The organism is Nostoc sp. DedQUE09 (assembly GCF_034530915.1).
Classification (GTDB): domain Bacteria; phylum Cyanobacteriota; class Cyanobacteriia; order Cyanobacteriales; family Nostocaceae; genus Nostoc.
On the sequence record NZ_JAVRCE010000026.1, the window covers coordinates 1 to 24,561 of the forward strand.

The following is a 24,561-nucleotide window of genomic DNA, read 5'->3' on the forward strand; positions in this document are numbered from 1 at the left end:
TTGACTGATACGCTTGTAAATTAAGGACTTTTAGGGAATGAAACAGCCCTGCTTTCCAAGGGGGGATTAAGGGGGGTAATTTGACTTGTGTATACACGGTAGCTCCCCAAGGGAGAGGGGAGTTAGACATTCAATTCTCCTTCTCCCTTGGAGAAGGGGTTAGGGGATGAGGGCGTGAGGGATTTGCAAAACGCCTGTCTGATATAGTTTTCGGCTTAAGTTGACACCAATGCAAGACCTTGCGCCCCTACAAATCTAGAAATAATTTGGGATAATTTATTTTTTGCAAGTCCCTAAGTTATCGTTTTCCTTGAAGAGTTTCTATAGCACTCGGAGTTGAGTTAAAATCTCTTATCTCACAACGGCGAGTTGACCTGGAAAATGTCAAAATTAAATGAGTTTTGCGTAGGCGCAAGCAATTTGTCGCCAGACATCGCCACTTGACATAGCGCGGATTTGAGATAACTAAGTTGATATTTATGGGCAAGCAACGTGTTCTTTCTGGAGTTCAACCAACCGGCAATTACCATCTAGGTAACTACTTGGGAGCCATTCGCAACTGGGTAGAAGGTCAGAGCGAATACGAAAATTATCTTTTTGTCGCTGATTTGCACGCGATTACAGTGCCACACGACCCAAAACAGTTGGCAGCTGATACCTACACTCTTGCTGCTCTTTATCTAGCTTGTGGTCTTGATTTAAATCACTCCACTATCTTTGTACAATCTCACGTTTCAGCTCACAGCGAACTCACTTGGTTGCTCAACTGCATTACACCTCTAAACTGGCTGCAAGATATGATCCAGTTCAAAGAAAAGGCTGTTAAACAAGCAGAAAATGTGAGTGCAGGCTTATTGGATTACCCTGTGCTGATGGCAGCAGATATTTTGCTTTACCAAGCCGATAAAGTGCCAGTAGGTGAAGACCAAAAGCAACATTTGGAATTGACACGGGATATTGCAGCTCGGTTAAATCACCAGTTTGGTAAACCAGAACAACCAGTTTTGAAGTTACCAGACCCTTTGATTCGTAAGGAAGGGGCAAGAGTGATGAGTTTAGCAGATGGTACACGCAAAATGTCGAAGTCCGATCCTTCCGATTTGAGCCGGATCAGTTTGCTAGATTCACCGGAACAGATTCAATACAAGATTAAGCGCTGTAAAACCGATCCGATTCGTGGTCTGACTTTTGACGATCCGGCGCGTCCAGAGTGTAATAATTTGTTAACACTCTATACATTGCTTGCTGGGAAGAAAAAGGAAGATGTGGCAGTTGAGTGTCAGGATATGGGCTGGGGACAGTTCAAGCCATTGTTGACAGACACAATTATTGAGTCTTTGAAACCAATCCAAGAAAAATATTACTCGATAACGGCGGATAAAAGCTATTTAGAGTCTGTGTTGCGGGATGGAGGGGAAAAAGCTAGAGCGATCGCAAATCAAACTTTATCACAAGTCAAAACTGCTTTAGGCTACTCTCTTCCTCTATAAGTTTTCCCCTTTAGGTGTGATTTGTTATACCATTTAAGAAATTGAAAGTCTTAATTTTATGCATCACACCCATAGCCCCACAGGCTTGAATTACTTTCGCAGAGCTGTACAAGCAGGTGAATTTCTAGTTACTGCCGAAGTAGCACCGCCGAAGGGAGGAGATCCAGCGCACATGATTCAAATGGCGGCGACTCTTAAGGGGAGAGTTCATGCCGTCAATGTAACTGATGGTAGCCGCGCTGTGTTAAGGATGTCTTCGTTAATGGCGTCGGTGATTTTGTCACAGAATGGCATAGAGCCGATTTGTCAAATTGCTTGCCGCGATCGCAACCGCATCGGTTTACAAGCTGATTTGATGGGCGCTCATGCTTTAGGCATAAATAACATTTTAGCTTTGACTGGCGACCCAGTAAAAGCAGGCGATCATCCAGATGCTAAAGCAGTGTTTGACTTAGAAGCTGTGCGACTGCTGCAACTGATTCGGAAGATGAATCAAGGTGTTGATTGCAATGAAAAACCCTTGACTGATGGAGCGTTAGATTTATTTGTTGGTGCAGCGGTAGATCCGCAATGTAAAAGTTGGTCGGGTTTACAAAGTCGATTTGAACGCAAAATCGAAGCTGGAGCGCAGTTTTTTCAAAGTCAGTTGATTACCGATTTTGAGCGGCTAGAAAAGTTTATGGATACGATTGCTGCTGGTTATAAAAAACCAATTTTGGCAGGAATATTTCTGTTGAAATCAGCAAAAAATGCCCAGTTTATTAATAGATGTGTTCCGGGTGTAGATATTCCCCAACATATTATTGATAGATTGGCAAAAGCCAAAGACCCTTTTGAGGAAGGGATAAAAATTGCCGCCGAGCAAGTGCAGATAGCGCGGCAATTGTGTCAAGGGGTTCACATGATGGCGGTGAAACGTGAAGATGCGATCGCGCCAATTTTAGATTTGGCTGGGATTGCTCCAGTGAATCAATTGGTATCTATGTAAATTAGAGAATGAATTTTTTATTAAAGCAGATGGTTATTCCTATCTGCTTTTTTATATTGAAACAGACGCGTTTACACTCTTTTTGATAGACTTTCAATATCCAATGTTCGCTTAACTAAATCTAGGTGCAAACTGACAAAATATTTTATAGCTTATTTCAAGCCTTTCCTAGCATATTTTTTGCGATAATTGGCGATACGACTGCCAATGTCAACGCATATCAATTTGTTTCAGTTGAGCTAAAAGAAACTGCTTTTAGGATTGATGGGGTATTCATCCCTACAAGTGAAACCACAAACCAACCACTTTACTTTGTTGAAGTTCAGTTTCAATTAGACGCAAATTTTTATAGACGCTTCTTTGCCGAAATCTTCCTTTACTTACGTCAAAACGAATCAGTCAATTTTTGGCGTGCAGTTGTCATCTACCCGCAACGAAGTTTAGATCCAAACGATCGGCTACCGTATCAGCTGCTGCTAGACAGTTCACAAGTGCAACGCATTTATCTAGATGAATTAGATACGAGGGAGAACTCACTTCAAGTTGCGATCGTTAAATTAATTATCGAAAGAGAAGAGACAGCCGTCGACAAAGGTAGAGAATTGATTTTACAAGCAAGGCAACAACTGGCAGATGAATCTACCAGCAAGCAAATTGTAGAATTGATAAAGACTATTCTGTTGTACAAATTTACCCGGTTAAGCCGAGAGGAGTTAGCAGAAATGTTGGGTATAGACGACGAATTCAAAAAAACACGTATGTATCAATCAATCAAGGAAGACGGCTTAGAAGAAGGTCGCCAGGAAGGTCGCCAGGAAGGTCGCCAGGAAGGTCGCCAGGAAGGTCGCCAGGAAGGTCGCCAGGAAGCTAAGTTAGAAGCTATTCCCCGATTGTTGGCATTGGGATTGAGTGTAGAGCAAGTGGCAGTGGCTCTCGATTTAACGGTGGCGCAAGTAGAGCAAGCAGCCTACAATTAGTCTATCTAATAGTAGGCAGTGCTTGCCTCTAATTTAATCAGCAAGTGTAACGCCGATAGCGTACTCCTTTCCTGCGGAACGCTACGCGAACGGAGAAGTAAGCTACGCGCAGCGCCTCGTAGAGAAGCGTTAGCGAGTCCGCGTACTCTTTCAGACAAGCAAGCTACGTTTTTAGCGTTTTGTAGAGAGCGTCATAGCCTACTTTAGACATCGCCTCTTTTTGTTTTAGCTAAACCAGAAGCGATGTCTACGATGGGCTTACGCTTACGAATTCAAAACCTGGGTTACATCTTACCGTGTTGCAGCACTTGTTGTAGATGTTGGCGAATCTCTTGTGCGTGTTCAATATCAGATTGTCGCAATTTTTGGAACAACTCTACACAAGGTTGAGAACCTACTTGTTCTGCATCTTTGATGTAGGTATCGTAAGCTTTAACAGCTTCAGCCTTGTTGTGCAAAACGGTGACAAAATCATACTCCAAGTCGCTAATCGCTGTTTGAGATTGTCCATTACCTGTATTTGTAGCCATTAGTGGAACCTCTTTTATCATTTCTAATTAACGTTATATTCACCCTTAAAGAGGGATTCATCTTCCAAAAAGAGTATATTTCAATACGTCGGAAGTACCTTGCAAAAATAATTTCCTGATACAGCCTTACACAAAGGAGTGGGGAGTAGGAAAAATACTTTTCCCCACTCCCCAGTACAGACGCGATTAATCACGTCTCTCCCACTCCCCATTTTCATAACAATTTATCCAAGCGGTTGATTCTCATCACATTGACGTGAATACTGTAATTCCAGCTCGTTTTGCCGTTCTCTACCTCCCCTATACACAACCGGACAGAACTTAGTGTTAGCGCTCATACAATCCATGTGTGGCGTTTTAGCGCATACCACGAGTAGTCCACCCAAAACAAATAACAAACCACAAATTGCAAGCGTATTAACCCAAGAAATTTCCAGCGCTCCGTGAACTACTACCTCTCGCAGTAGAGATACAATTGTTACCTCAACTGCTACTCCCACAGAGATACTATGTTCTTGCAAATAGACCATTAATAGTCGAAATAACTCCACTAAAATCAACACAAATAGTATTTTTGCAGTCACATGTTTATAGTCTAGTGGCTGCGTGAGGGCGATAGCTATCCCCCACAATTGGATTAGCATGACGGCGAACAAACCAAAACACAAAACAATCACAATTAAGTCTTGAAAGGCTTCCATGTTGCGAACAATTGATTGCCGATCAAGCCAGCGATCGCTAAATAAAAATCGACTTTTCTGGCGCTTTTGCATGTACATTTTTCCAATCGGGACAAGTTCAGACAACACCAGCGAGTCAACCCAATAGTTTTATGTTATGCAATATTAAGTTTTTGCGCCTCAGCGAGGTTGGTAATTTAAATTTTGTGCTTGTTGCAACAATTGCTCGGCATTTTTCGCCCATTGGGGATTTTTTTGAGCATTGTATAAATCTCTAGCAAATTGCAATACTTGTACTGCATCGCCATATTGCTGTAACTGCATAAAAACTAACCCAGCACCATAATAAGCGTTGGGATAGTTAGAGTTAGCTTCGGCTGATTTTCTAAAAGCCTCTAATGCCTCTTGTAATTTACTTTGTTGAAAAAAAATTGAGCCGAGATTGTAGTAAGCTTCTGGATACTTGGGATTAATTTTTAATGCCTGATAAAATGCACTTCTTGCTTGATCGAGTTTACCTTGTTGGAGATAACACATCCCTATATGGTAAGGAGGTTCTGGTGCGTTTTTGCTATACTGTACAGCTTTTTTAAAAGATGCGATCGCTCGCTCACAATCTCGTTGCTGTTCTTGTACTAACCCCAAGTTATAGTGGGCAAATCCGAGTTTGGGATCGAGTTCTAAGGCGCGTTGCAAATAATCGTTAGCTAACTTTAAATTATTGCCTTCTAACAACGCTCCGCCTAAATTAGCAAAAGCTGGAGCAAATTTCGGATCGGCTTGCGTCGCTCGATAAAATGCATCCGCAGAGGGTTGTAATTGTCCCGTTTGTCGGAATGCTAGTCCTAAATTATAATGCGCTGGTGCCAATGTCGGATCTAACTGAGTTGCTTGTTTAAAAGCAGCGATCGCATCTTGTACCCTTCCCGCTTGAATTGCTTGTAAACCTTGGTTTAACCACTCTACAGCAGTTTTAGGATTAGATTGTGCCAGTTTTGAGGCGACAGAAGGAGATAGAGCAAGAGAGGGGAAGGAAATGCTAACAAGCAGCATCAAACTTACTAACCCTGCCATGCGATATTTAAAGAATGATAATCTCATTGATTTTCTGACTCGCAACACTTTCAGTTAAATTTACTTGATAAAAAGTTTTTTACAAAAGTTTTTGATTCGGTATAAAAATTTGTGATACTTAATTTTTCTTAAGCTAAATCTTACGACAGGCTACAATTTTTTTAACTTTCAATTAAAGGGAGGATAATAACGAATTAAAGAAGGGGTAATTTTGACTCCAGAGAACCATTTTTTATCCCTCGATATATACAGAATCATGCGGTTATAAAAGACTTACCGCAAGGGAGGTTTTATGAACGAAAAAGTAAAATCGGGTTCGCGGAACGTTGCAATTGTCGGGCCTTATTTAAGTGGAAAGACCACTTTACTAGAAAGCTTGTTATTTGTCACAGGGGCAATTTCTCGCAAAGGGAGTGTTAAAGACAGCAATACAGTGGGAGATAGTGCAGCCGAGTCGCGCGATCGCCACATGAGTGTAGAAGTCAGCGCCGCTAGCACTGAGTATAATGGCATTCGCTTCACCTTTATTGATTGTCCGGGAAGCGTAGAATTTGCTCAAGAAACGTACAATGCTTTAATCGGAGTCGATGCAGCAATTGTAGTTTGCGAACCCATCCGCGAACGAGTCCTCACCCTTGCCCCTCTATTTAAATTCCTAGACGATTGGGAAATTCCCCATCTCGTCTTCGTCAACAAAATGGATCGGGCAAATATTCACGTTCTAGAAACATTGCACGCCCTGAAAGCAGTATCTAGCCGTCCCCTGGTAGCGCATCAATATCCCATCATGAACGGGGAAGAACTCACCGGCTTTATCGATATGGTGAGCGAACAGGCATATCAATATCATCCAGGCGCACCTGCCGATCCCATTCCCTTCCCCGAAAGTTTAAAAGAAGAAGAACATACAGCACGGGCAGAAATGCTCGAAGCCCTAGCAAATTTTGACGACCATTTACTTGAAGAACTTTTAGAAGACATCGAACCATCGCAAGAGGAAATCCTCAAAGATTTAAAAATGGAATTAGGGGCAGATTTGGTAGTGCCCGTTTTCTTTGGTGTGGCAGAACAAGATTATGGTGTTAGACCTCTATTAGAAGCTTTGTTACGGGAAGCCCCCGAACCAGAAACCACAGCAGAACGTCGTTTAAAAAACATAAAAGGTGATACAGCTTTAGCGCAGGTATTAAAAACTTACTACACTCCCCAAGGTGGCAAACTCTCTCTAGTGCGTGTTTGGCGGGGCAAATTAACTGATGGTATCGTCCTCAATGGCATTCGCACTGGTGGAATTTACCGCCTCATGGGACAACAACAGCAGTCAGTTAACCAAGTTAGTGCTGGTGAAATTGTTGCATTGAGCCGTTTAGAAGGAATCAAGACAGGCGATACAATCTCCACAGAACAGCAGTCGGCAATAAAATTACCCAAAGCTGTAGAGTTGGAACCAGTGTATGCCCTCGCTATTACACCAGAAAAGCGCAACGATGAAGTTAAACTCAGCAGTGCTATTACCAAGTTATTAGAAGAAGACTGCTCACTTGCTTGGGAACAACACGGCGATACCCACGAAGTTATTCTTTGGGGTCAAGGCGAGATTCATTTACAAGTCGCCCTAGACAAACTGCGCCGCAAATATAACTTGCCGATGACAACCCACTTGCCGCAAGTGCCTTACAAAGAAACCATCCGCAAAACAGTGGCTTCAGTTCATGGGCGCTACAAACACCAAAGCGGTGGTCACGGACAGTTTGGTGATGTTTTTCTCGACATCAAACCCCTACCACGCGGTACAGGTTTTAACTTTAATGAAACTATTGTCGGTGGCGTAGTTCCTAAACAGTACATCCCCGGCGTAGAAATGGGCGTGCGAGAATTTTTGACACACGGGCCTTTGGGCTTCCCGCTAGTAGATTTGGCGGTAACTTTGACTAATGGTTCATACCACAACGTTGATAGTTCCGAACAAGCCTTTAAGCAAGCTGCGCGATTGGCAATGCAAACGGGGATACCCCAAGCCGAACCTACCCTGTTGGAACCGATTTTGCGGGTGGAAGTGACTACACCGAGCGAATTTACTTCCAAAGTGTTGCAACTATTGAGTGGCAGACGGGGGCAAATTTTAGGCTATGAGGGTAAAAACGATTGGCAAGGCTGGGATAATGTCTCTGCATACTTGCCACAAGCAGAGATGCAAAACTTTATTGTAGAGCTGCGATCGCTCACCTTGGGCGTTGGTTCCTTCCACTGGGAATATGACCATCTCCAAGAAGTACCAGAAAAGCTTGCCGAACGTGTCATTCACAGCAATGGCAATGGTGGTAACGGTAACGGCAAGTAATTTTTAATTTTGAATTAATTGTAGAGTAGCGTAGGCGATGCCTGCCGTAGGCATTGCTCCAAGGCTGAGATTCCTGACTTTTGAGAAAAGTCGGGAATCTTTTTTAATCTGTAAAAGGATTTGTAAATCTCTAACTTGTGTGAAATGGTATTAGTTTTATAAAAGCATTTGGGAATTATGTGATTAAGTACATTCGTCTTAACTACACAGAAAAAACTAATGGGCTTTATAGTATCTCTTGTAACTAGCCTAATTGCAATTCTCGTTTACCTCAATACAGATAGGATATCTAGTGAAAGGTCGCGTTTAGCAATACGTGGAATTATGATATTGATTGGCAGTATTGCAGTACTGAATTCTTTTTCTCGGCTTTTGGTGATTGTCCCACCTGGTAATGTCGGTATCGTCAATTTCTTTGGTGAGGTTTCCGAAACTACTCTTAATCCTGGTGTCCACTTGCTTAACCCCTTTAGTAAGGTGCTAAATTTTTCTACTCGCATTAAGGACATAAAAGAAAATGTAGATGCAACATCCCAAGAAGGTTTGAGCCTAAATCTTGATGTCAGTCTTCAGTACAAGCTCGATCCGCAAAAGGCAGCTACAGTCTATAAAACAATTGGAACTGATGAAAAACAACTGGTAATTTCCAGATTCCGCTCTACTGTCCGCGCCATAACGGCAAACTATCCAGCCAATGCTATTTACTCTACCAAACGCCAAGAAATCGCCCAAAAAATTGACCAGCAACTCACCCAAGAGATACCAGCTTTGGGTTTCATCGTTGAGGAAGCTCTTTTAAGAAACATCAAAATGCCTGATACTCTACAAGCTGCAATTCAAAACAAACTCAAGACAGAGCAAGAAAATCAGCAGATGAAATTTGTTTTAGAGAAAGAGCGTCAAGAGGCAGAACGAAAGCTGATTGAAGCGCAAGGTATAGCTGATTCCCAAAAAATTCTCTCAAATGGACTTAGTAACCAAGTACTACAATTACGAGCGATTGAAGCCACAGAAAAGCTAGCTCAATCTAATAATTCTAAGCTTGTAATTATTGGTTCTGAAAAAAGTGCGGTGCCTATTATGATACAGCCATAAACAGGAACCTGAAAGCCCTGCACTTTTAAATGTAAGGCTTTTTGTTAATAAATATTTAATACGCTTTGGACGTGCTGTTGAAACGCTAATCCTTCTTTACCCCAACGCGTTTGTAATTTTTGTATATTTTCCAATTTTATTGCTTTCCCAGATTGAGGAAAATGAATGGAACAATCAAATACTTTGTCATTTTCTGGAGGATGCTCCCAATTATCGGTCATCCAAACTACCTGCACAATACGATAAATATTAAATTCATCTTTAGCATTTGTGTCGCGATAAAGTTGATTGTTCAGCATTTGAACAATATGCGTTACTTTTCCATGTTGTCTTAAAATCATCAATTCTGCTTCTAGTGGGTATCTGGCATTGTTTTCGTCTCTACCTTTTAAATTTCTCCAATGTAAAGCAAAAATCTTTAAATCTGGATATATAGTATCTATGTTTTCATAAGCCCAAATTTCACCATCTATAGGTGTTACGTTTTTAGTCCAAATTAATCCATTTAAATCCATAACTATTTCTCGATCTTGTTCTAATAGAGAAGCTACAGTTATAGTTTTCCCTAAAAACTTGCTAAAATAACAAAACTTCGTTTTTGCACATATCATCAATCAAAAGTTTGATAGTTAAATATTATTTTTTGCTACGATAGTTACATCTTGGCTTCTACAATCTAAACCTGAAATTTAAATGGTAAATAATGGTAACACTTCAATTGCAACAATTAAGTGTTCCGCCGGGACATAGAGTAATACTCCACGATGTTAGCTGGCAAGAATTTGAGGCAATTTTAGAAGAACTTGGCGACCATCGAGCCACTCGATTGGCTTACACCCAGGGAACTTTGGAGATGAGAATGCCGTTACCAAAGCATGAGAAAGCCAAAGTTATCATTGGAGATTTGGTAAAAATTCTTTTGGAAGAGTTAGAAATTGACTGTGAAACATTTGGCTCAACCACTTTCAAGCGTGAAGATATGGCTTTTGGTGTAGAGCCTGATGACTCTTTCTACATTCAAAATCATGCTCAAATGATTGGTAAAGAGCCAATAGACTTGAGGGTTGACCCGCCACCTGACCTTGCAATTGAAGTTGATGTTACTTCCAAAACTCAACTAGATGCTTACGAAGCATTGCGAGTTCCTGAACTGTGGCGATATGAAAATGGCAAGCTACAAATTAATATTCTTCAGGATGGCAAATACATTGAGTCTGAAATTAGTTCTATTTTTCCCAACTTGCCCACTGTTGAAGAAATTCCCCGGTTTGTCGAACAAAGCCTAACTTTAGGTAGAAGCCCAACGCTTAGGGCATTTCGTCAATGGGTAAGAAAGCAAATCAACCCAACTTAATCTAACCCTTGCTTTTTTAACAACAAATTAGCGTTGTAATACTTAATACTATTTTTATCTGCAACATAAGATTCTACGATAAAAAAAGGAGCCTAAGTTAGACTCCTTAATAAAAAAGTGGTAATAGAGTTGTGACTACTTAACAGTCACCTTACCGCCAGCTTCTTCGATGCGCTTCTTAGCATCTTCAGCGGCATCCTTAGCAACACCTTCTTTAACTGCCTTGGGCGCAGCTTCTACCAAGTCTTTAGCTTCTTTGAGACCCAAACCGGTCAATTCGCGGACAATTTTCAGTACGGCAATCTTCTTATCAGCTGGGACTGATTCGAGAATGACTTCAAACTCAGTTTGCTCAACAGCTTCTTCAGCAGGAGCAGCAGCAGCACCAGGCCCTGCAAACGCTACGCCAACAGGTGCAGCAGCACTTACACCAAAAGCTTCTTCAATTTGCTTGACTAACTCAGAAGCTTCCAGCAAAGAAAGAGTTTTTAGTTGTTCTAAAATGTTATCGGTTGTAGCAGACATTGATATAACTCCTGTAATTTTGATTATTTATTTGTCATGGGTCATTAGTCTTTAACTATAGACTTTTGACTTTTGACTGATGAACCACGAAGTCTATTCAGCAGCAGTTTCAGTGCTACTATCACCTTCAGCAGTGCTTTCGGTGCCGCTATCTTGTACAGCAGCAGTTTCAGTACTACCACCACTTTGTTCTTGGTCGGCCACAGCCTGTAAAGCACGAGCCAGTGAACCAGGAACTTCGTTGATACCCACAGCAATCTTGGTAGCCAAGGAATTGATAGCCCCAGCAATTTGTGCGATGAGTTGTTCCTTAGATGGCAAGTCTCCTAGTACCTTGACATCAGGTTCTTTGAGTAGGCGACCTTCTAGTACACCACCGCGAAGTTCTGTCTTCTTGGTGACTTTTTGGAATTCTTGGTATGCCTTAATTGCCGATGAAAAATCTTCTTTTACCAGCAAAAAGGCGGAAGAACCATTTAGCAATTCGGACATAGGTTGCCATTTTTCATCATCTTTAATGGCAATGCCCATTAGGGTGTTCTTCGTCACCTTACAAACAGTACCGCTGGGACGCAGCCGCCGCCGTAAATCACTAATTTCAGCAACAGTTAGTCCCTGATACTCTATTACCAGGGCCAGAGTTGACTCACTCAAAGTTTCTTTGAGGTCAGCTACTATCTCTTTTTTATTTTCTAGTGTTCTACCCATTCCAATCTCACCTCCTTAAAACAATCGGGGAAGTGCCCTTTTGTACGTTTTTTCTCAACCTGAACCCAAACAACAAACCCCAGCTAATATAGCCGGGGTTAAGTAGTAAGACTCTTGATGCCATAGTTATTACACCTTTATGGGTGGTAATTCTGACAATTAGAGTTTTAACCTCGGCAGGATATTAAGTTATTAGCACCTGCTGTCTCCGGCTTTGCTTATTTAATTTAGTCATTTGTCCTACCCTGCGGGTTCGCCTTTGGCGTTCTCGTAGAGTAGGCGCTGGCGCGTCTATGTCATTTGTCCTTTGCCTTTACAAATGACTAATGACTAAAAATTAACTTGCTTGGCTCAGTTTCAAATCTCTTAGGGCACTGATATCAACTTTAATTGATGGCCCCATAGTGGCTGACACATAAAATGTGCGCCAATAACGACCTTTAGCTCCTGAAGGACGGTTACGGTCAATTGTCTCCTGTAATGCCTTCAGGTTGACTAACAAATCTTCAGGCGAGAAGGTTGTCTTACCAAACATAACATGCACAATACCAGTTCGATCGGCCCGGAATTCTAATTTACCTGCTTTGAATTCTGCGATCGCACCTGCTAAGTCAAATGTTACGGTTCCACCCTTGGGCGATGGCATCAAACCACGCGGCCCAAGCAACTTACCCAGTTTTGCCACTTGTGGCATCACATCGGGTGTAGCAATCAGCTTGTCAAAATCCATTCTACCTTTTTGGATTTCGTCAATCAGTTCTTCTGACCCAACTAAATCAGCACCAGCACTGCTGGCTTCGTTTACCTTTTCGCCTCTGGCTATCACCGCCACGCGGACGATTTGTCCTGTACCTTTGGGCAGTGCTACCGTTGTCCGCAACTGTTGGTCTGTATACTTGGGGTCAATTCCCAACCGGATATGCGCTTCAGCAGCTTCGGTAAATTTAGCTGTTGCTGTGTCTTTAAGGAGGGCTAAAGCCTCTAGGGGATGATAATCCTTATCTTCTACTTTTGCTTGCAGACCCTGCAAACGACGCGATATTTTTGGCATTTTTTCTCCTGGGGTAATTCCGAAGCCTCGCCTCTCCCCCGATAATTTTTAGTTATTTGTCCTACCCTGCGGGAAGCCGCTAAGGCGTCTATGTCATTTGTCCTTTGTCATTTGTGATTTGTTGATTTTTTCTAATGACTAATGACCAATGACCAATGACTAATCCGTAACTGTTACGCCCATATTTTTAGCCGTTCCTGCCACAATCTTCATTGCCGCGTCTATGTCGTTGGCATTGAGGTCGGGGAGTTTGGTTTGGGCTATTTCTTGCAATTGTGCTTTGGTTATTGACCCAACCTTCTTTTTGTTGGGTTCATTCGAGCCTTTTTCAACTTTCGCCGCCTTCCGAATCAGTACTGATGCGGGTGGCGTCTTGAGTACGAATGTAAAACTCCGGTCTTCAAAAACCGAAATTTCTACAGGTATCACCATTCCAGCTTGGTCTGCTGTTTTGGCGTTGTACTCTTTACAAAACATCATGATGTTGACACCATGTTGACCCAAGGCGGGACCAACTGGCGGTGCTGGGTTGGCTTTTCCAGCATTCAGGGCCAGTTTAATGACCGCCACTACTTTCTTCGCCATTTGTATTTAACTCTGTTTCTCTACCTGATTAAATTCCAATTCTACTGGTGTATCCCTGCCGAAAATTGAGAGCAAGGCTTTAAGTTTACTCCGTTCTGGAGAGACTTCAATTACCTCGCCTTCAAAGTCTTTAAATGGACCAGAAAGCACCATTATCTTATCACCAGTAGCCATGTCAATTTTGACAACAGCTTCTTGTTCGCTGGTTTGTTTGAATATACGTTCAACTTCTGAAGAACTCAGTGGTATCGGGTTGACATGACCGCGACCCTTGCTGCTACCACGTTTTTGTTCTGAACCGACAAAGTTAATTACATGAGAGGTGTTGCGTACCACCTGCCAAGTATCATCATCCATCATCATCCGTACCAGCACATAACCAGGGAAAACTTTTTCTTCTGTATGCTGGCGACTGCCATCTTTGCGGATTTTCACCGCTGGCGTCTGCGGAATTTCTACCTGGATAATTTTGTCAGCGACATCAAAAGTTTGAATGCGTTGCTCTAAGTTAGTCTTTACACGCTTCTCACAGCCGGAAGCTACTTGTACTGCATACCAGCGTGCTTCTTTTGACGCCGCTTCTGCTGCTTCTGCTGTTTCTTCTGGCTGCAACATTGAGTTGCGTGGTTCATCTGTTGCAAAACTCATTAGAACACCTGTTTTGCTGCCCAAGCAAACAATCCATCGACCAAGTATATCAAAGATGCGGAGAGTGCCACCATTAACAACACAGCAGCGGATTCGCTCACTATTTGTTTGCGACTGGGCCAAACTACTTTTTCAAGTTCTTCTTTGGTTCCCTGTATGAAGTTGCCAAAGCTAAACCCATTTGTGGTTTCTGGCAATTCTGCTTCACTTTTTTTGGCCACGACCGTTATCCCCCGTTTCTTATACTAGATCCTGTTTAATTGTCATCTAGGTTTGCAGTTTCGACTCTGTTTCACTTACTGGAAGCAAAACAACTGCAAATACAATAAGTTTACCCGAAATTATTAGCGCTAACTGCCATATTAACAGCTGCGTAATTATTTCGGGCTTTGTTTTTTTGCTCTTGAGCGCGCCCTGGAGGACTTGAACCCCCGACATCAGGTTTTGGAGACCTGCGTTCTACCAACTGAACTAAGAGCGCACAAGCTGTTTTTGATTCAGTGATTGCGCTGAACTAAATTTCAGTTTAACGCAATACGCGATTTATATCATACCTTAATTTTGTCGGGAAAACAAGTCAGCGGCAAATGCCGCTTGCAGCTTGAGATTTCTCCCATAATGATTGAAGGACGAATCACAAAGGGCGGTCAAACCGTTGCTTGATTCTGGTTGCCTTACCTACGCGATCGCGGAGATAATATAGTTTAGCACGGCGGACTTTCCCGCGACGTAACACCTTAATGCTGTCAATCCGGGGAGAATGCAACAGAAATACCCGCTCAACGCCCACGCCTTGAAAAACCTTACGAACTGTAATAGTTTCGTTGATGCCGCCATTGCGCTTGGCAATCACAACCCCCTCGTAGGGTTGCACGCGGTATTTTTCGCCTTCTTTGATTTTCACTCCCACTTTTACAGTGTCGCCCACATAAATGTCGGGCAGATTTGACTTTATCTGTTCCGCTTCAATGGAGCGGATAATCTCTTGAGCGTTCATAGTCTTTCTGTCTGCTTAAAAAAACTCACGATCATCAATGATAAATCGATAATCCTATTTCAGTCTACTTGTTAGGATTGATAATTGTACTGATACAACAGCCTAAAGATCAAAGCTATATTGCAAAATGCCGTACTACAAAGGAAAAATTTATGAAATTTAGCATCGTCATCAGTACCTATAATCGCTTGAATTTGCTGAAAAGAGCAATTGATTCCGCTCGTAACCAAACAATCGAGTGCGAGGTGGTTGTTGCTGATGATTGTTCTTCTGATGACACCCAAACCTATCTCAAAAGCTTAGGGGACAAGGTTGTTTATCATCGTAACGAAGTAAACCAAGGTCATGCAGCAACGGTAAATGCTGGAGTTGCCAAAGCTAGCGGCGACTGGATTAAGTTTTTAGATGATGACGACTATTTAGCACCTAACTGCATAGAAGAGATGGCAAAAGCGATCGCACTTCGTTCGGAAGCTGTAATCTGCTCTTGTGTGGCGGCTCAGGTGGATGGCAATGAAGTTGAACTTAGTCGCACTCCCCAAGTTGGCCCTGGTTTAGCTTTTTATATCCCCCAAGCCGATATTCACTACGGGATGCTTTTAGAGCTTGTACCCTTTGGCACACCTGTACAAGTAGCTTGTCGACGTGATGCTTTCCTGCAAAGTGGCGGTTGGGACTCCACACTCGATGCTAACTGTGATGACATCGATTCCTGGATTCGGATTGCTCAGTTTGGCGATGCTATTTTCTTCAACCAGTGTCTTGCTTACCGCACTATCTGGCCGGGTGCTTATAATCAAAAGTTTTCTTTGTCTCGGCGGTTGGCGACAAATATTTTAATGAAGGAAAAAATTTACGCTTTGGTAAATGAGCAACATCGCTCAAAGATTCCCGTCTTTCAGGATATAAAAAATTACCTGAAACTCCATTGGATTTTAGTCGCATTGAAGCAAAAAAATCTCAAGAGTTTTCTTTCAATGATAGATCCATCGATACTTTCTCCTCGGTCTTGGAAGTTTTTGCTAACTGCTATTTCATCACGCCGCTCTCAGGGAAACAATTCTCAGGTTCGTAAACTTGTATTGATTGATTTTTACTATGATGTCTGGCAAAATGCCCAGAATCAAAGCGCTAGTCTTCAGAATTTAGAATTAGATTCTGTCCCACCGGTGGACTTGCCTGTGAGCGCTCAGTCAAACTCTGAACGCTAGACGAGGACGTTACGTTACTACCAACTACCAGATTTGTCGCAGTGAAATTATTTAAAGTCCCCAAGGTGTAAAAAGAATAATAACCAAAGACTTTAACTTCTGTAGAAGTACCCGATTGCAAAAATTATATGTTGCCATCAGACCAGGTTATGTGTATATGAGGTGGTATTGATTAGAAGTGTGGAGTATGTAAGGTTGTCATTTTGTCACCTCAAACTCAGGTTATGAGTTTAACTAAAACTGACTGAAGCTTTATCATTACTGGCTTTCACACAATTATTAACAGTAATAATGAATTATTTGTTACCGTTAATTACCTTCTTGATCATCAAGCAAAATGCTGTTGTCATAAACCAGTATTTTAAAAAAGCTTTTATTCTCTGGTTTGGCTGGTGTGCTGTACTAGAGTTTCGATACTAGGTATTGGGAAATATAAAATTTGAGATAACAGATTCAGTCTTCAAAATTTTGAAGTTTTACCCCGATTTATCGAGCCGTTACTGAATAAGTCTTTAAGCTAAGTAACTGGTAATAAGCGCTCTTAGTCAGGAGAAAGTGGTTAATTTTACGCACTACTGACTACTTTTGAGTTGTCGCTAAAGACCTCAACCATTATGTTGGTTGATTTATACTCGGTTACTTATCTTTATTTTTTATATACATCTCAAAGATTATGCGAATCATACATATTTTGAACCACGTTCAAGAAATAGGTAACGGTATTGTGAATGTGGCTGTGGATCTGGCTTGTCTACAGGCAAAATCTGGTTATGAGGTAGCAGTTGTTTCTGCTGGTGGAGAATACGAGGCTTTACTAGAGCTTTGTGGTGTCAAACATTACCACTTGAACCAAAGCAGAAAGCCAATAAATACGATTAAAGCAGCTATACGTTACCGAGCGATCGCAGCTGAATTTCAGCCGGATATTGTTCATGCTCACATGATGACGGGGGTAATATTAGCACGCATTTTCAAGGGACGCAAATATGCTTTAGTTTCTACAGTCCACAACGAATTTCAACGTGCCAGCCTGTTGATGGGTTTAGCTGACAGAGTAATTGCTGTTAGTAAAGCTGTGCAAGATTCTATGATTAGGCGCGGTATTCCAGAACACAAGTTGCGGGTGGTATGTAACGGTACTTTAGGCAGTCCCCGCACCCGACAAATACAAGATTATCTACCTTTACCATTACAACATCCAGCGATCGCCACTGTAGCCGGGATGTATCAACGCAAGGGAATTGCTGAGTTAATTGCTGCCTTTGAACAAATTGCCTCAGATTTTCCCCAAGCCCATCTTTATTTGGTAGGAAATGGCCCTGATAAACAGCTATTTGAGGCGCAGGCAGAAGCAACTTCTGTAAAAGAACGTATTCATTTTGAAGGCTTCCAACCAGAACCTCAACGCTATTTGATATCTTGCGACATATTTGTGCTGGCTTCCCACCGTGACCCTTGCCCTTTGGTACTTTCGGAAGCTAGAGAAACTGGAACTGCGATCGTCGGCACTCAGATAGACGGGATTCCTGAAGCTTTAGACAACGGGCGAGCAGGTCTTTTAGTGCCAGCAAAAGATAGTCATGCTTTAGCTGAGGTTTTAGTGCAACTACTGAGTAGTGCCGAGATGCTGCAAGAGTGGAAACAGCGGGCAAAGAAAAACCTAGAGAGGCTGAGTGTTGCCCGTGTCCATCAGGAAACAATGACAGTGTATCGGGAGTTAATTACAGAATGAGGGCGTTAGGAGTGCTGAGTGCTGTTAGCGGAAGCGGGGCGTTTAGCCCGTGCTGAGTTAGGAGTTAAGAGTTAGGAGTTTTGTTTATCTCCTTGTCTTTTTGCCCCCTCATCTCCCTCATCTCCCTGCCCCCTGCTCCCTACTTTCTTTAACAGAGCGATCGCTTTAGTTTTAAAGCTACGCCTAAAGCGCCAAAAACCAGTACACCTAAAAGGTTAGTTGATTCAGGAACAGATGCTGTGTAATAAGAAGCCACTCTGATCGGCCCATCTTTATCTTCTTGGTCTGCTGGAATTGGTGGAATGATTCCAGCACCTGGCGCTAGATTAGGCAGGCTAGCGAATGGATTGTAAAACAGGGTTCCGTTTGGGATGACGCCACCACTAAAAGTGATAGTACTACCAGCAATGGTAATGTCTGTAAAAATATCCTTTAGATCGGGGTCAGCAGAGTTACCAATCTTCCCATCTCCATTAACATCTCCCCACTGCACTGGTTCATTATCAAATGCTGGATTAGAATTCGGATTACTATAGGACAGTGTTTTTAAATCAAAGACCAAGCTTTTTATATCGTATCCGGTAGCATTTACAAAGTTATTAGCTACATCTGGAACACCATATTCTATTACTTCCCCTGGTAGAAACCCTGTAAGGGTTCTTGGTTTTTTTGCCTCGAATACTTCTTGATTTTTAGTCGTCACAATGGGTTCTACAAAGATGACGGCTCTTGCTGGTGTCGAAGACAAAAAACTAATTCCTGCTGCTCCGAGAACAGATAAGGCTATTTTTGTGGCAATTCTAGTCATATTTGTGTCCTTTGGATATTGATTCGCAGAATACTATACCGCATGGTTTAAATCAAACAGCAAAAACTCACTTTGAAACTGCTATCTATCTGCTAGATAGATAGTGGTTAATGTGTTTTTGCTCACTGAGTTGATATATACTCATAGGTTGATTTATAAAGCAATTCTTGTAATGCTTTATCATGATAACTAGTAATTTCACGCAATCTTTATAAAAAATCCAAATTATCACTTATACATTGACAGATTAGACAATATGTGAAACATAAATAATTAATTGGTTAATTGGTGTCTTAATGGGACGCTACATAGCAGGTTTGAGATGAAATGGTTATAAGATTTAGAGACTATGGCAAACGACTTTCTGATTTTGAGCAAGAAATTTTAGTACGTTGTCCCCAATGCGAGCGCATTGCTAAGATATTGACTCTAAACTCTGAGCAATCAAGTCTCTGTTCCATCAAAAGAATTACCTGTCATCACTGTAGCTATACAAAACAACAACCAAAGGATGGCAATCGAAAAGCCGCATTGCTACTGTGGCAGAACAATTATGGGAATAAAAGAAATTCCAGCTATGAAATATTAGAGCATTTTTTTGGCTTGCCCCTGTGGCTCCAAATCTCTTGTTGCGGTCAGGTACTATGGGCTTATAATGAGGCACATTTGAACTTCCTGGAAAGCTATGTTCAATCAAAGTTGCGAGAACACTTGCCAGATGAGCCATTAGGCTGGCACAATGGCAGTCTTGCCAGTCGGCTACCCCGATGGATCAAGGTAACGCAGCATCGGGAAAAAGTTTTACAGAAAATTCAACAGTTAAAGCACAGGTTGTAAGGAACGCTTTAATCTTGTTGATGAGCAAATTTATAACCACCCCAGAGAGAAAGAGCGATCACGATCGCCAACAAAATCGGTATGCTGTACCAAGGAAACTGAGACAAGGGTAGATTGGCAACTGCACGCAATCCAATGCTGGCGTAGGTTAGTGGCAGCAGGTAAACTAAAACTTTGAGAGCCGCTGGTAATGTAGCAGGGTCAAAGAAAGTCGCTCCTAAGAACGACATGGGGATAATGATAAAGTTATTGTAGAGTCCGACTGATTCGAGCGATCGCACACTCAACCCTACAATCACCCCTAATCCAGCAAATACCGCACAATTCAGCACCACTAACAGTAAAAACAGTGGGTTGAGAAAATTCCAGTTTCCACTAAACAGCAGCGCTACCAAAATCACGGAACCGGAAGTCATCAAACCCCGCACGACTCCCGCCAGCATTTTACCCATGTACAACGCTAAAGGATTTATGGGAGTTAACAACAATTCCTCAAAGGTTTTGGTAAATAGTCTGTCTCCACAAATTGAAAATGTCGTTCCAGCAAAGCTAACCGTCATCGACGACAGCGCCACCATTCCCGGTAATATAAATTCCAAATAGTTGTCATAGTTGCCACTAATTCCTGAACCGGGTTTGATGGAACTACCCAAACCCAAGCCAAAAGCTAGAATATATATGAGCGGGGATATTAAGCCTGATGCAGCAACTGGTAGGATTCTCACGCGTAAATCTAACCAGTCTCCCCAAAAAATAGTCAGACTATCAGCTATAAAGATTTTAAGTTGCGAAGTTTTGAATCTCTTGCCCAAAGGTAGCGCTCTTTGAAATGTCACGTGCTTTTAATTACTTGTTAAAATTTCATTAAGTTTTAATTTACATTGTTTTACGTATCAATTGCTAGGGGTGACAAAAATATCTCATCCTAAAAATTGGAAATTAACAACAAAAGTTAGATAGTTTAAGCTTTCTGACTAGCTCAATTGTGAAAAGTAAATTAGCTATATCTGATAACAATTAAAAGTATTAAAATTTTGTCCCGATATTTGGATAAACTCGTATTTTTCTCATTTAGCAAGAAGAGCGCAGGGAAAGTCACAGGCAATTATAGTCAAGAATAGGCATACTGAAAGAGGGAGAAAAAACTTTAGACCACTCCCTCCCAAATCGGCGTGAAGGTGATTAAGCAACAATGAGACGTAAATCTACTGGTAGATCGGCTACTACTTCTAAACCCTCTATTTTCCAATCCCCTCTATTTAACTTCACCACCATCGCAATTATGGGAGGGGTGTTGATTTTAGGAATTGGGATTGGCATTGCTTTTAGTTCTACAGCCACGTTGTCCCCAGCAAATGTGGCTTCCCGTGACTTCATTGACACCAAAGCACCAAACCCGGAAATTTGTGTGCAGTATGGAGCCAGTGCAATGGTAATGGACGCTAGATTGTTCGTTACTCTCAGCCCCTTTAATGTCTATGTTTCCCAGCCCACTATGCGTCCTGGATGCGTTCTCCGACAAAATAACTGGGCGCTTTTAGAGCAACGTAAGCTGGTGACTAACGATCAGGTAAGAGATTGCAAAAATCGCCTGAACACCTTTGGTTTCACAGGTAACTTGGACAGTGACAAACCTGATATTAGATGTATATATCAGAATGAAGCTGCTCAAAACTTCTTTAACGCTCAACCGGGAGCAGTTGGAACACCCCAAGAAACGGATAGATTTTAGATTTGGGCATTGGGCATGAGAGGCAGAGGGGCGGGGGGCAGCACTTCTCTACGAGAGGCTGCACTTCGACTACGCTCAGTAACCACGCCAACGGCTACGCTCAGTGACCGAGGGGCAGAGGGGATAAACTAACTGCCACATCTCCCCTGCTCCCCAATCCCTAGCGATCGCATCTTCAAAATCAGATCACTCGTACTCGTCACGTATAATGGTCAAACCTAAAGCTTTGTAAGCACTCAGCATATTATTAGATACCGTGGGTGCTGTTACTAAGTAAGTCAGGGCATGAATAGACTCCACTAGATAAGGAGCAGCCGTGTCTAATTTTTCTGCTGTCACTAATCCTACTACCTCAGCCGATCCAGCAATCATCGCTCGTTTGACGTGGGCTTCGTCTAGGTTAGGTACACTAATCCCAACCTCTGGATGCAAACTGCAAACCCCTAACATGCACAAATCTGCACGAATCATCCGTAATGTCTCAATTGTGACAGTACCCACGTTCACCAAGGCTTTTTTGTAGAGTTGTCCACCTAACATCACAACCTCTATATGGGGATGTTCTGCTAAAGCAACTGCTATTGGTGGACTATTTGTGATCACTGTTGCGTGCAAATCTAAAGGTAAATGACGGGTTACTTGGAGAGTTGTTGTACCTCCATCTAAAATCACCACTTGTCCTGTACAAACTAATTTTGCTGCTGTGCGAGCGATCGCTTCCTTTTCTTTTGGCGCTTGCTTTTGGCGATCGGCATAACTAGCAGTGGCTGGAGATTTGAGGAGCGCTCCCCCATGAACGCGTTGCAATAGTCCCGTTTCTGCCAGTTCTCGCAAATCCCGGCGAATCGTATCCTCAGAAACCTTCAGAACAGCACTAAGCTCTGTCGAAAGTACCTTTTTATCACGACGCAGTATTTCTAAGATGAATTGTCGTCGTTCAGCAGTTAGCATAATTAATTTTCCTGAAAATGCGTTTTTGAACTTGAAATTGCACGTTTGTGAGTTTATACTTATTGATATACAAGTTTTTGTACGGTAATCCGTAACTTCAATTGAATTCAAGCACATTCATGCACAATTGCATGTATTGATTTTGGCATTTGATGAAATCACACGGTTCCACAAAGGTTCCGAGTGGTTAGCTTGAGCTTGGATAATTGTTACCCATCGGGGTTTTAACAATTTTTTTGTAATGCGATCGCGCATCCCGTCTGTTCAAATTGTTTTTTATTCAATCAATAAACCATGACTACTATTAATACCCAATTTCCGATTGATCTCGGTGCTTACCAATTTTTAGCGCTCAATCCAGCAAATTCCAGCCTTACCGCCCAACAGCGAGAGGCTCTCAAAGCGAATATTCAACTCTGCCGGGATGCGATCGTCTTTTTTACAGCGACTGGTGCTGCTAGCGGAGTGGGTGGCCATACTGGTGGGCCTTATGATACTGTGCCAGAGGTGATAATCCTTGATGCTTTTTTCCGGGGAGCATCGGAGCAATTTGTGCCGATTTTCTTTGATGAAGCTGGACATCGAGTCGCCACTCAATATCTGATGGCAACGTTGCATGGTGATTTACCTGCCGAGCAACTTTTACGCTATCGGCAAGCACATTCCAATTTACCGGGACACCCCGAACTAAAACTAACTCCTGGTGTGAAATTTAGTTCTGGGCGCTTGGGCCATATTTGGCCTTACATCAATGGTGTGGCAATGGCGAATCCAGGCAAAGCTGTTTTCTGTCTCGGTTCTGATGGATCGCAGCAAGAAGGCAACGATGCCGAAGCTGCTCGCTTGGCTGTTGCTCAACATCTCAACGTCAAGCTGCTCATTGATGACAACGATGTAACGATCGCCGGACATCCTTCTAAATATTTACCTGGTTTTAATGTCGCCAAAACCCTAGAAGGCCACGGTTTGAAAGTACTTCAGGGAGACGGGGAAGACTTAGACGATTTATACCATCGTATTTGCGAAGCTGTAAATACTCCCGGAGCGATCGCTATTATCAATAAACGCCCGATGTGTCCTGGTATTGAAGGTTTAGAAGGTTCCATTCATGGTCATGATGTCATTTCTGTAGATTTAGCACTTAAGTATCTAGAATCTCGCGGACAAACTGCGGCTGTGGAATACCTTAAAAATATTGAGAAACCCAAACAAACATATACATTTCTGGGTTCTGGTGACAAATGGGGCGCTAACCGTAGTGTGTTTGGTGAAGCCGTGGTGGGCGTCCTCAGTCGCATGAGTGAAGCGGAGCGTAAAGAAAAAGTTAAGGTCATTGATAGCGATCTAGAAGGCTCTTGCGGTTTGAAGAAAATTCATGAAACATACCCAGAAATATTTATTTCCTCCGGCATCATGGAACGGAGCAACTTCTCTGCTGCGGCTGGATTCGGGATGGACGAGGGCAAGCAAGGTATTTTTGCGACCTTCAGCGCCTTCTTAGAAATGTGTATCTCAGAAATCACGATGGCACGGCTGAACTATTCCAATGTTCTGTGTCATTTTTCCCATGCGGGTATAGATGACATGGCAGATAACAGCTGCCACTTTGGTATAAATAATATGTTTGCCGACAATGGCTTGGATGATGGCTACCCAACACAGTTGTACTTTCCGGCAGATAATAATCAAATGACAGCTTGTGTAGAAGCTGTGTTTTTTGAGCCTGGACTGCGGTTTATTTTCTCCACTCGTTCCAAAGTGCCCAATATTCAGGACAGCAACGGCAATGACTTCTTTGGAAATGGTTACAAATTTATTCCTGGTAAAGATGAGGTTATACGAGAAGGGACGCAAGGCTACATCATCAGTTTTGGTGATGCTCTCTACCGTGCCGTTGATGCTGTAGAGCGTCTGAAGCAAGAAGGGCTAGACATTGGTTTGATTAATAAACCAACTTTGAACACCATTGATGAAGAAATAATTACCAAAGTTGGTAACGCTCCTTTTGTGCTTGTAGTAGAAGCCTTCAACCGTCGCACTGGCTTAGGTAGTCGTTTCGGTTCTTGGCTACTAGAGCGGGGTTTGACTCCCAAATATGCCCATCTTGGAACTCATAAAGAAGGTTGCGGCGGTTTGTGGGAACAGTACCCATATCAAGGTATCGATCCAGTGAGCATCATCAACAAGGTGAAGGAGTTAGTTGGAAAAAGGTAATTCATTTATTAGGGCATAGGGCATAGCAGGGGA

The 24,561-nt window shown here is 42.4% G+C and carries 25 protein-coding genes, 1 tRNA gene and 1 other annotated feature; of the genes, 11 read left to right on the forward strand and 15 right to left on the reverse strand.

All coding sequences use genetic code 11. From position 1 onward, the window contains the following. Positions 1–479 precede the first annotated feature (479 nt). The 3 genes from trpS (at position 480) to RMY27_RS17600 (ending at position 3,455) form a co-directional block, all read left to right on the forward strand. The gene (gene trpS, locus RMY27_RS17590) at positions 480–1,490 is read left to right on the forward strand and encodes a tryptophan--tRNA ligase (protein ID WP_322665342.1); all 1,011 of its coding nucleotides are present in this window, start codon (positions 480–482) and stop codon (positions 1,488–1,490) included. A 58-nt stretch (positions 1,491–1,548) separates the two neighbouring features. Further along, complete coding sequence (locus RMY27_RS17595; protein ID WP_322665344.1) at positions 1,549–2,478, forward strand: methylenetetrahydrofolate reductase; 930 nt, start codon at positions 1,549–1,551, stop codon at positions 2,476–2,478. A gap of 125 nt (positions 2,479–2,603) precedes the next feature. Continuing rightward, on the forward strand, positions 2,604–3,455 hold the full coding sequence (locus RMY27_RS17600) for an Rpn family recombination-promoting nuclease/putative transposase (protein WP_322665346.1): 852 nt from the start codon (positions 2,604–2,606) through the stop codon (positions 3,453–3,455). A 284-nt stretch (positions 3,456–3,739) separates the two neighbouring features. On the opposite strand, the gene RMY27_RS17605 is transcribed toward RMY27_RS17600, so the two are convergent. The 3 genes from RMY27_RS17605 to RMY27_RS17615 form a co-directional block, all read right to left on the reverse strand. Then, on the reverse strand, positions 3,740–3,985 hold the full coding sequence (locus RMY27_RS17605) for a hypothetical protein (RefSeq protein ID WP_190960961.1): 246 nt from the start codon (positions 3,983–3,985) through the stop codon (positions 3,740–3,742). 224 nt (positions 3,986–4,209) lie between these two features. Next, entirely contained in the window at positions 4,210–4,764 is a 555-nt protein-coding gene (locus RMY27_RS17610; protein WP_322665475.1) for a phosphate-starvation-inducible PsiE family protein, read from the reverse strand. 81 nt (positions 4,765–4,845) lie between these two features. Next, the gene (locus RMY27_RS17615; RefSeq protein ID WP_322665348.1) at positions 4,846–5,766 is read right to left on the reverse strand and encodes a tetratricopeptide repeat protein; all 921 of its coding nucleotides are present in this window, start codon (positions 5,764–5,766) and stop codon (positions 4,846–4,848) included. A 265-nt stretch (positions 5,767–6,031) separates the two neighbouring features. Here RMY27_RS17615 and RMY27_RS17620 point away from each other — a divergent pair, with 265 nt between their 5' ends. Both RMY27_RS17620 and RMY27_RS17625 read left to right on the forward strand, forming a co-directional pair. Further along, positions 6,032–8,080, forward strand: coding sequence for an elongation factor G (locus RMY27_RS17620; RefSeq protein ID WP_322665350.1), 2,049 nt, complete (start codon positions 6,032–6,034; stop codon positions 8,078–8,080). A gap of 219 nt (positions 8,081–8,299) precedes the next feature. Next, on the forward strand, positions 8,300–9,175 hold the full coding sequence (locus tag RMY27_RS17625; RefSeq protein ID WP_322665352.1) for a prohibitin family protein: 876 nt from the start codon (positions 8,300–8,302) through the stop codon (positions 9,173–9,175). 44 nt (positions 9,176–9,219) lie between these two features. On the opposite strand, the gene RMY27_RS17630 is transcribed toward RMY27_RS17625, so the two are convergent. Then, complete coding sequence (locus tag RMY27_RS17630) at positions 9,220–9,690, reverse strand: hypothetical protein (RefSeq protein WP_322665353.1); 471 nt, start codon at positions 9,688–9,690, stop codon at positions 9,220–9,222. A 188-nt stretch (positions 9,691–9,878) separates the two neighbouring features. On the opposite strand from RMY27_RS17630, the gene RMY27_RS17635 reads away from it, so the two are divergent. Beyond that, positions 9,879–10,529, forward strand: coding sequence for a Uma2 family endonuclease (locus RMY27_RS17635; RefSeq protein WP_322665355.1), 651 nt, complete (start codon positions 9,879–9,881; stop codon positions 10,527–10,529). A 135-nt stretch (positions 10,530–10,664) separates the two neighbouring features. On the opposite strand, the gene rplL is transcribed toward RMY27_RS17635, so the two are convergent. The 8 genes from rplL to rplS form a co-directional block, all read right to left on the reverse strand. Beyond that, complete coding sequence (gene rplL, locus RMY27_RS17640; RefSeq protein WP_322665357.1) at positions 10,665–11,054, reverse strand: 50S ribosomal protein L7/L12; 390 nt, start codon at positions 11,052–11,054, stop codon at positions 10,665–10,667. Positions 11,055–11,147: 93 nt separating this feature from the next. Beyond that, positions 11,148–11,762, reverse strand: a complete 615-nt coding sequence (gene rplJ, locus RMY27_RS17645; protein WP_322665359.1) for a 50S ribosomal protein L10 — start codon at positions 11,760–11,762, stop codon at positions 11,148–11,150. Positions 11,763–11,824: 62 nt separating this feature from the next. Continuing rightward, positions 11,825–11,992: a sequence feature (ribosomal protein L10 leader region), on the reverse strand. A gap of 107 nt (positions 11,993–12,099) precedes the next feature. Beyond that, a complete protein-coding gene (gene rplA / locus RMY27_RS17650; protein WP_289799609.1) occupies positions 12,100–12,813 on the reverse strand; it encodes a 50S ribosomal protein L1 in 714 nt (237 codons plus the stop codon). 159 nt (positions 12,814–12,972) lie between these two features. After that, entirely contained in the window at positions 12,973–13,398 is a 426-nt protein-coding gene (gene rplK / locus RMY27_RS17655; RefSeq protein WP_094348918.1) for a 50S ribosomal protein L11, read from the reverse strand. Between the two features lie 6 nt (positions 13,399–13,404). After that, on the reverse strand, positions 13,405–14,046 hold the full coding sequence (gene nusG / locus RMY27_RS17660; protein ID WP_322665362.1) for a transcription termination/antitermination protein NusG: 642 nt from the start codon (positions 14,044–14,046) through the stop codon (positions 13,405–13,407). Next, positions 14,046–14,267: a preprotein translocase subunit SecE gene (gene secE, locus RMY27_RS17665; RefSeq protein WP_099102704.1), complete on the reverse strand. Its 222-nt coding sequence runs from the start codon at positions 14,265–14,267 to the stop codon at positions 14,046–14,048. The genes nusG and secE overlap by 1 nt, the downstream gene beginning before the upstream one ends. A gap of 187 nt (positions 14,268–14,454) precedes the next feature. Beyond that, a tRNA-Trp gene (locus tag RMY27_RS17670) sits at positions 14,455–14,527 on the reverse strand. Between the two features lie 153 nt (positions 14,528–14,680). Continuing rightward, positions 14,681–15,043 (reverse strand): 50S ribosomal protein L19, encoded by a 363-nt coding sequence (gene rplS, locus RMY27_RS17675; protein ID WP_094348921.1) that lies wholly within the window; start codon positions 15,041–15,043, stop codon positions 14,681–14,683. Between the two features lie 152 nt (positions 15,044–15,195). Here rplS and RMY27_RS17680 point away from each other — a divergent pair, with 152 nt between their 5' ends. Together RMY27_RS17680 and RMY27_RS17685 are read left to right on the forward strand one after the other, a co-directional pair. Next, on the forward strand, positions 15,196–16,254 hold the full coding sequence (locus RMY27_RS17680) for a glycosyltransferase family 2 protein (RefSeq protein WP_322665363.1): 1,059 nt from the start codon (positions 15,196–15,198) through the stop codon (positions 16,252–16,254). A gap of 673 nt (positions 16,255–16,927) precedes the next feature. Further along, positions 16,928–17,986, forward strand: a complete 1,059-nt coding sequence (locus RMY27_RS17685; protein ID WP_322665365.1) for a glycosyltransferase — start codon at positions 16,928–16,930, stop codon at positions 17,984–17,986. Positions 17,987–18,134: 148 nt separating this feature from the next. Here RMY27_RS17685 and RMY27_RS17690 read toward each other — a convergent pair whose 3' ends face one another. After that, complete coding sequence (locus RMY27_RS17690; protein ID WP_322665367.1) at positions 18,135–18,794, reverse strand: hypothetical protein; 660 nt, start codon at positions 18,792–18,794, stop codon at positions 18,135–18,137. Between the two features lie 327 nt (positions 18,795–19,121). Here RMY27_RS17690 and RMY27_RS17695 point away from each other — a divergent pair, with 327 nt between their 5' ends. Then, the gene (locus RMY27_RS17695) at positions 19,122–19,631 is read left to right on the forward strand and encodes a hypothetical protein (protein WP_322665369.1); all 510 of its coding nucleotides are present in this window, start codon (positions 19,122–19,124) and stop codon (positions 19,629–19,631) included. Positions 19,632–19,639: 8 nt separating this feature from the next. On the opposite strand, the gene RMY27_RS17700 is transcribed toward RMY27_RS17695, so the two are convergent. After that, a complete protein-coding gene (locus RMY27_RS17700; RefSeq protein ID WP_322665371.1) occupies positions 19,640–20,467 on the reverse strand; it encodes an ABC transporter permease in 828 nt (275 codons plus the stop codon). Positions 20,468–20,823: 356 nt separating this feature from the next. Between RMY27_RS17700 and RMY27_RS17705 the strand changes: the two genes are divergently transcribed. Then, a complete protein-coding gene (locus tag RMY27_RS17705; RefSeq protein WP_322665373.1) occupies positions 20,824–21,363 on the forward strand; it encodes a DUF3172 domain-containing protein in 540 nt (179 codons plus the stop codon). Between the two features lie 186 nt (positions 21,364–21,549). On the opposite strand, the gene RMY27_RS17710 is transcribed toward RMY27_RS17705, so the two are convergent. Further along, a complete protein-coding gene (locus RMY27_RS17710) occupies positions 21,550–22,314 on the reverse strand; it encodes a DeoR/GlpR family DNA-binding transcription regulator (RefSeq protein WP_104906232.1) in 765 nt (254 codons plus the stop codon). A 294-nt stretch (positions 22,315–22,608) separates the two neighbouring features. Between RMY27_RS17710 and RMY27_RS17715 the strand changes: the two genes are divergently transcribed. Then, positions 22,609–24,528, forward strand: a complete 1,920-nt coding sequence (locus RMY27_RS17715; RefSeq protein ID WP_322665376.1) for a transketolase C-terminal domain-containing protein — start codon at positions 22,609–22,611, stop codon at positions 24,526–24,528. Positions 24,529–24,561 lie beyond the last annotated feature (33 nt).

Bases quoted from the DNA above. Each gene is read 5' to 3' on its own strand.
- RMY27_RS17615 (WP_322665348.1), bottom strand. From the start codon at position 5,766: ATGAGATTATCATTCTTTAAATATCGCATGGCAGGGTTAGTAAGTTTG.
- RMY27_RS17705 (WP_322665373.1), top strand. From the start codon at position 20,824: ATGAGACGTAAATCTACTGGTAGATCGGCTACTACTTCTAAACCCTCT.
- RMY27_RS17625 (WP_322665352.1), top strand. From the start codon at position 8,300: ATGGGCTTTATAGTATCTCTTGTAACTAGCCTAATTGCAATTCTCGTT.
- RMY27_RS17620 (WP_322665350.1), top strand. From the start codon at position 6,032: ATGAACGAAAAAGTAAAATCGGGTTCGCGGAACGTTGCAATTGTCGGG.
- RMY27_RS17680 (WP_322665363.1), top strand. From the start codon at position 15,196: ATGAAATTTAGCATCGTCATCAGTACCTATAATCGCTTGAATTTGCTG.
- trpS (WP_322665342.1), top strand. From the start codon at position 480: ATGGGCAAGCAACGTGTTCTTTCTGGAGTTCAACCAACCGGCAATTAC.
- RMY27_RS17635 (WP_322665355.1), top strand. From the start codon at position 9,879: ATGGTAACACTTCAATTGCAACAATTAAGTGTTCCGCCGGGACATAGA.
- rplJ (WP_322665359.1), bottom strand. From the start codon at position 11,762: ATGGGTAGAACACTAGAAAATAAAAAAGAGATAGTAGCTGACCTCAAA.
- rplS (WP_094348921.1), bottom strand. From the start codon at position 15,043: ATGAACGCTCAAGAGATTATCCGCTCCATTGAAGCGGAACAGATAAAG.
- rplA (WP_289799609.1), bottom strand. From the start codon at position 12,813: ATGCCAAAAATATCGCGTCGTTTGCAGGGTCTGCAAGCAAAAGTAGAA.
- RMY27_RS17630 (WP_322665353.1), bottom strand. From the start codon at position 9,690: ATGGATTTAAATGGATTAATTTGGACTAAAAACGTAACACCTATAGAT.
- RMY27_RS17595 (WP_322665344.1), top strand. From the start codon at position 1,549: ATGCATCACACCCATAGCCCCACAGGCTTGAATTACTTTCGCAGAGCT.
- nusG (WP_322665362.1), bottom strand. From the start codon at position 14,046: ATGAGTTTTGCAACAGATGAACCACGCAACTCAATGTTGCAGCCAGAA.
- rplL (WP_322665357.1), bottom strand. From the start codon at position 11,054: ATGTCTGCTACAACCGATAACATTTTAGAACAACTAAAAACTCTTTCT.
- RMY27_RS17710 (WP_104906232.1), bottom strand. From the start codon at position 22,314: ATGCTAACTGCTGAACGACGACAATTCATCTTAGAAATACTGCGTCGT.
- RMY27_RS17715 (WP_322665376.1), top strand. From the start codon at position 22,609: ATGACTACTATTAATACCCAATTTCCGATTGATCTCGGTGCTTACCAA.
- RMY27_RS17605 (WP_190960961.1), bottom strand. From the start codon at position 3,985: ATGGCTACAAATACAGGTAATGGACAATCTCAAACAGCGATTAGCGAC.
- RMY27_RS17610 (WP_322665475.1), bottom strand. From the start codon at position 4,764: ATGTACATGCAAAAGCGCCAGAAAAGTCGATTTTTATTTAGCGATCGC.
- rplK (WP_094348918.1), bottom strand. From the start codon at position 13,398: ATGGCGAAGAAAGTAGTGGCGGTCATTAAACTGGCCCTGAATGCTGGA.
- RMY27_RS17685 (WP_322665365.1), top strand. From the start codon at position 16,928: ATGCGAATCATACATATTTTGAACCACGTTCAAGAAATAGGTAACGGT.
- RMY27_RS17695 (WP_322665369.1), top strand. From the start codon at position 19,122: ATGGTTATAAGATTTAGAGACTATGGCAAACGACTTTCTGATTTTGAG.
- RMY27_RS17690 (WP_322665367.1), bottom strand. From the start codon at position 18,794: ATGACTAGAATTGCCACAAAAATAGCCTTATCTGTTCTCGGAGCAGCA.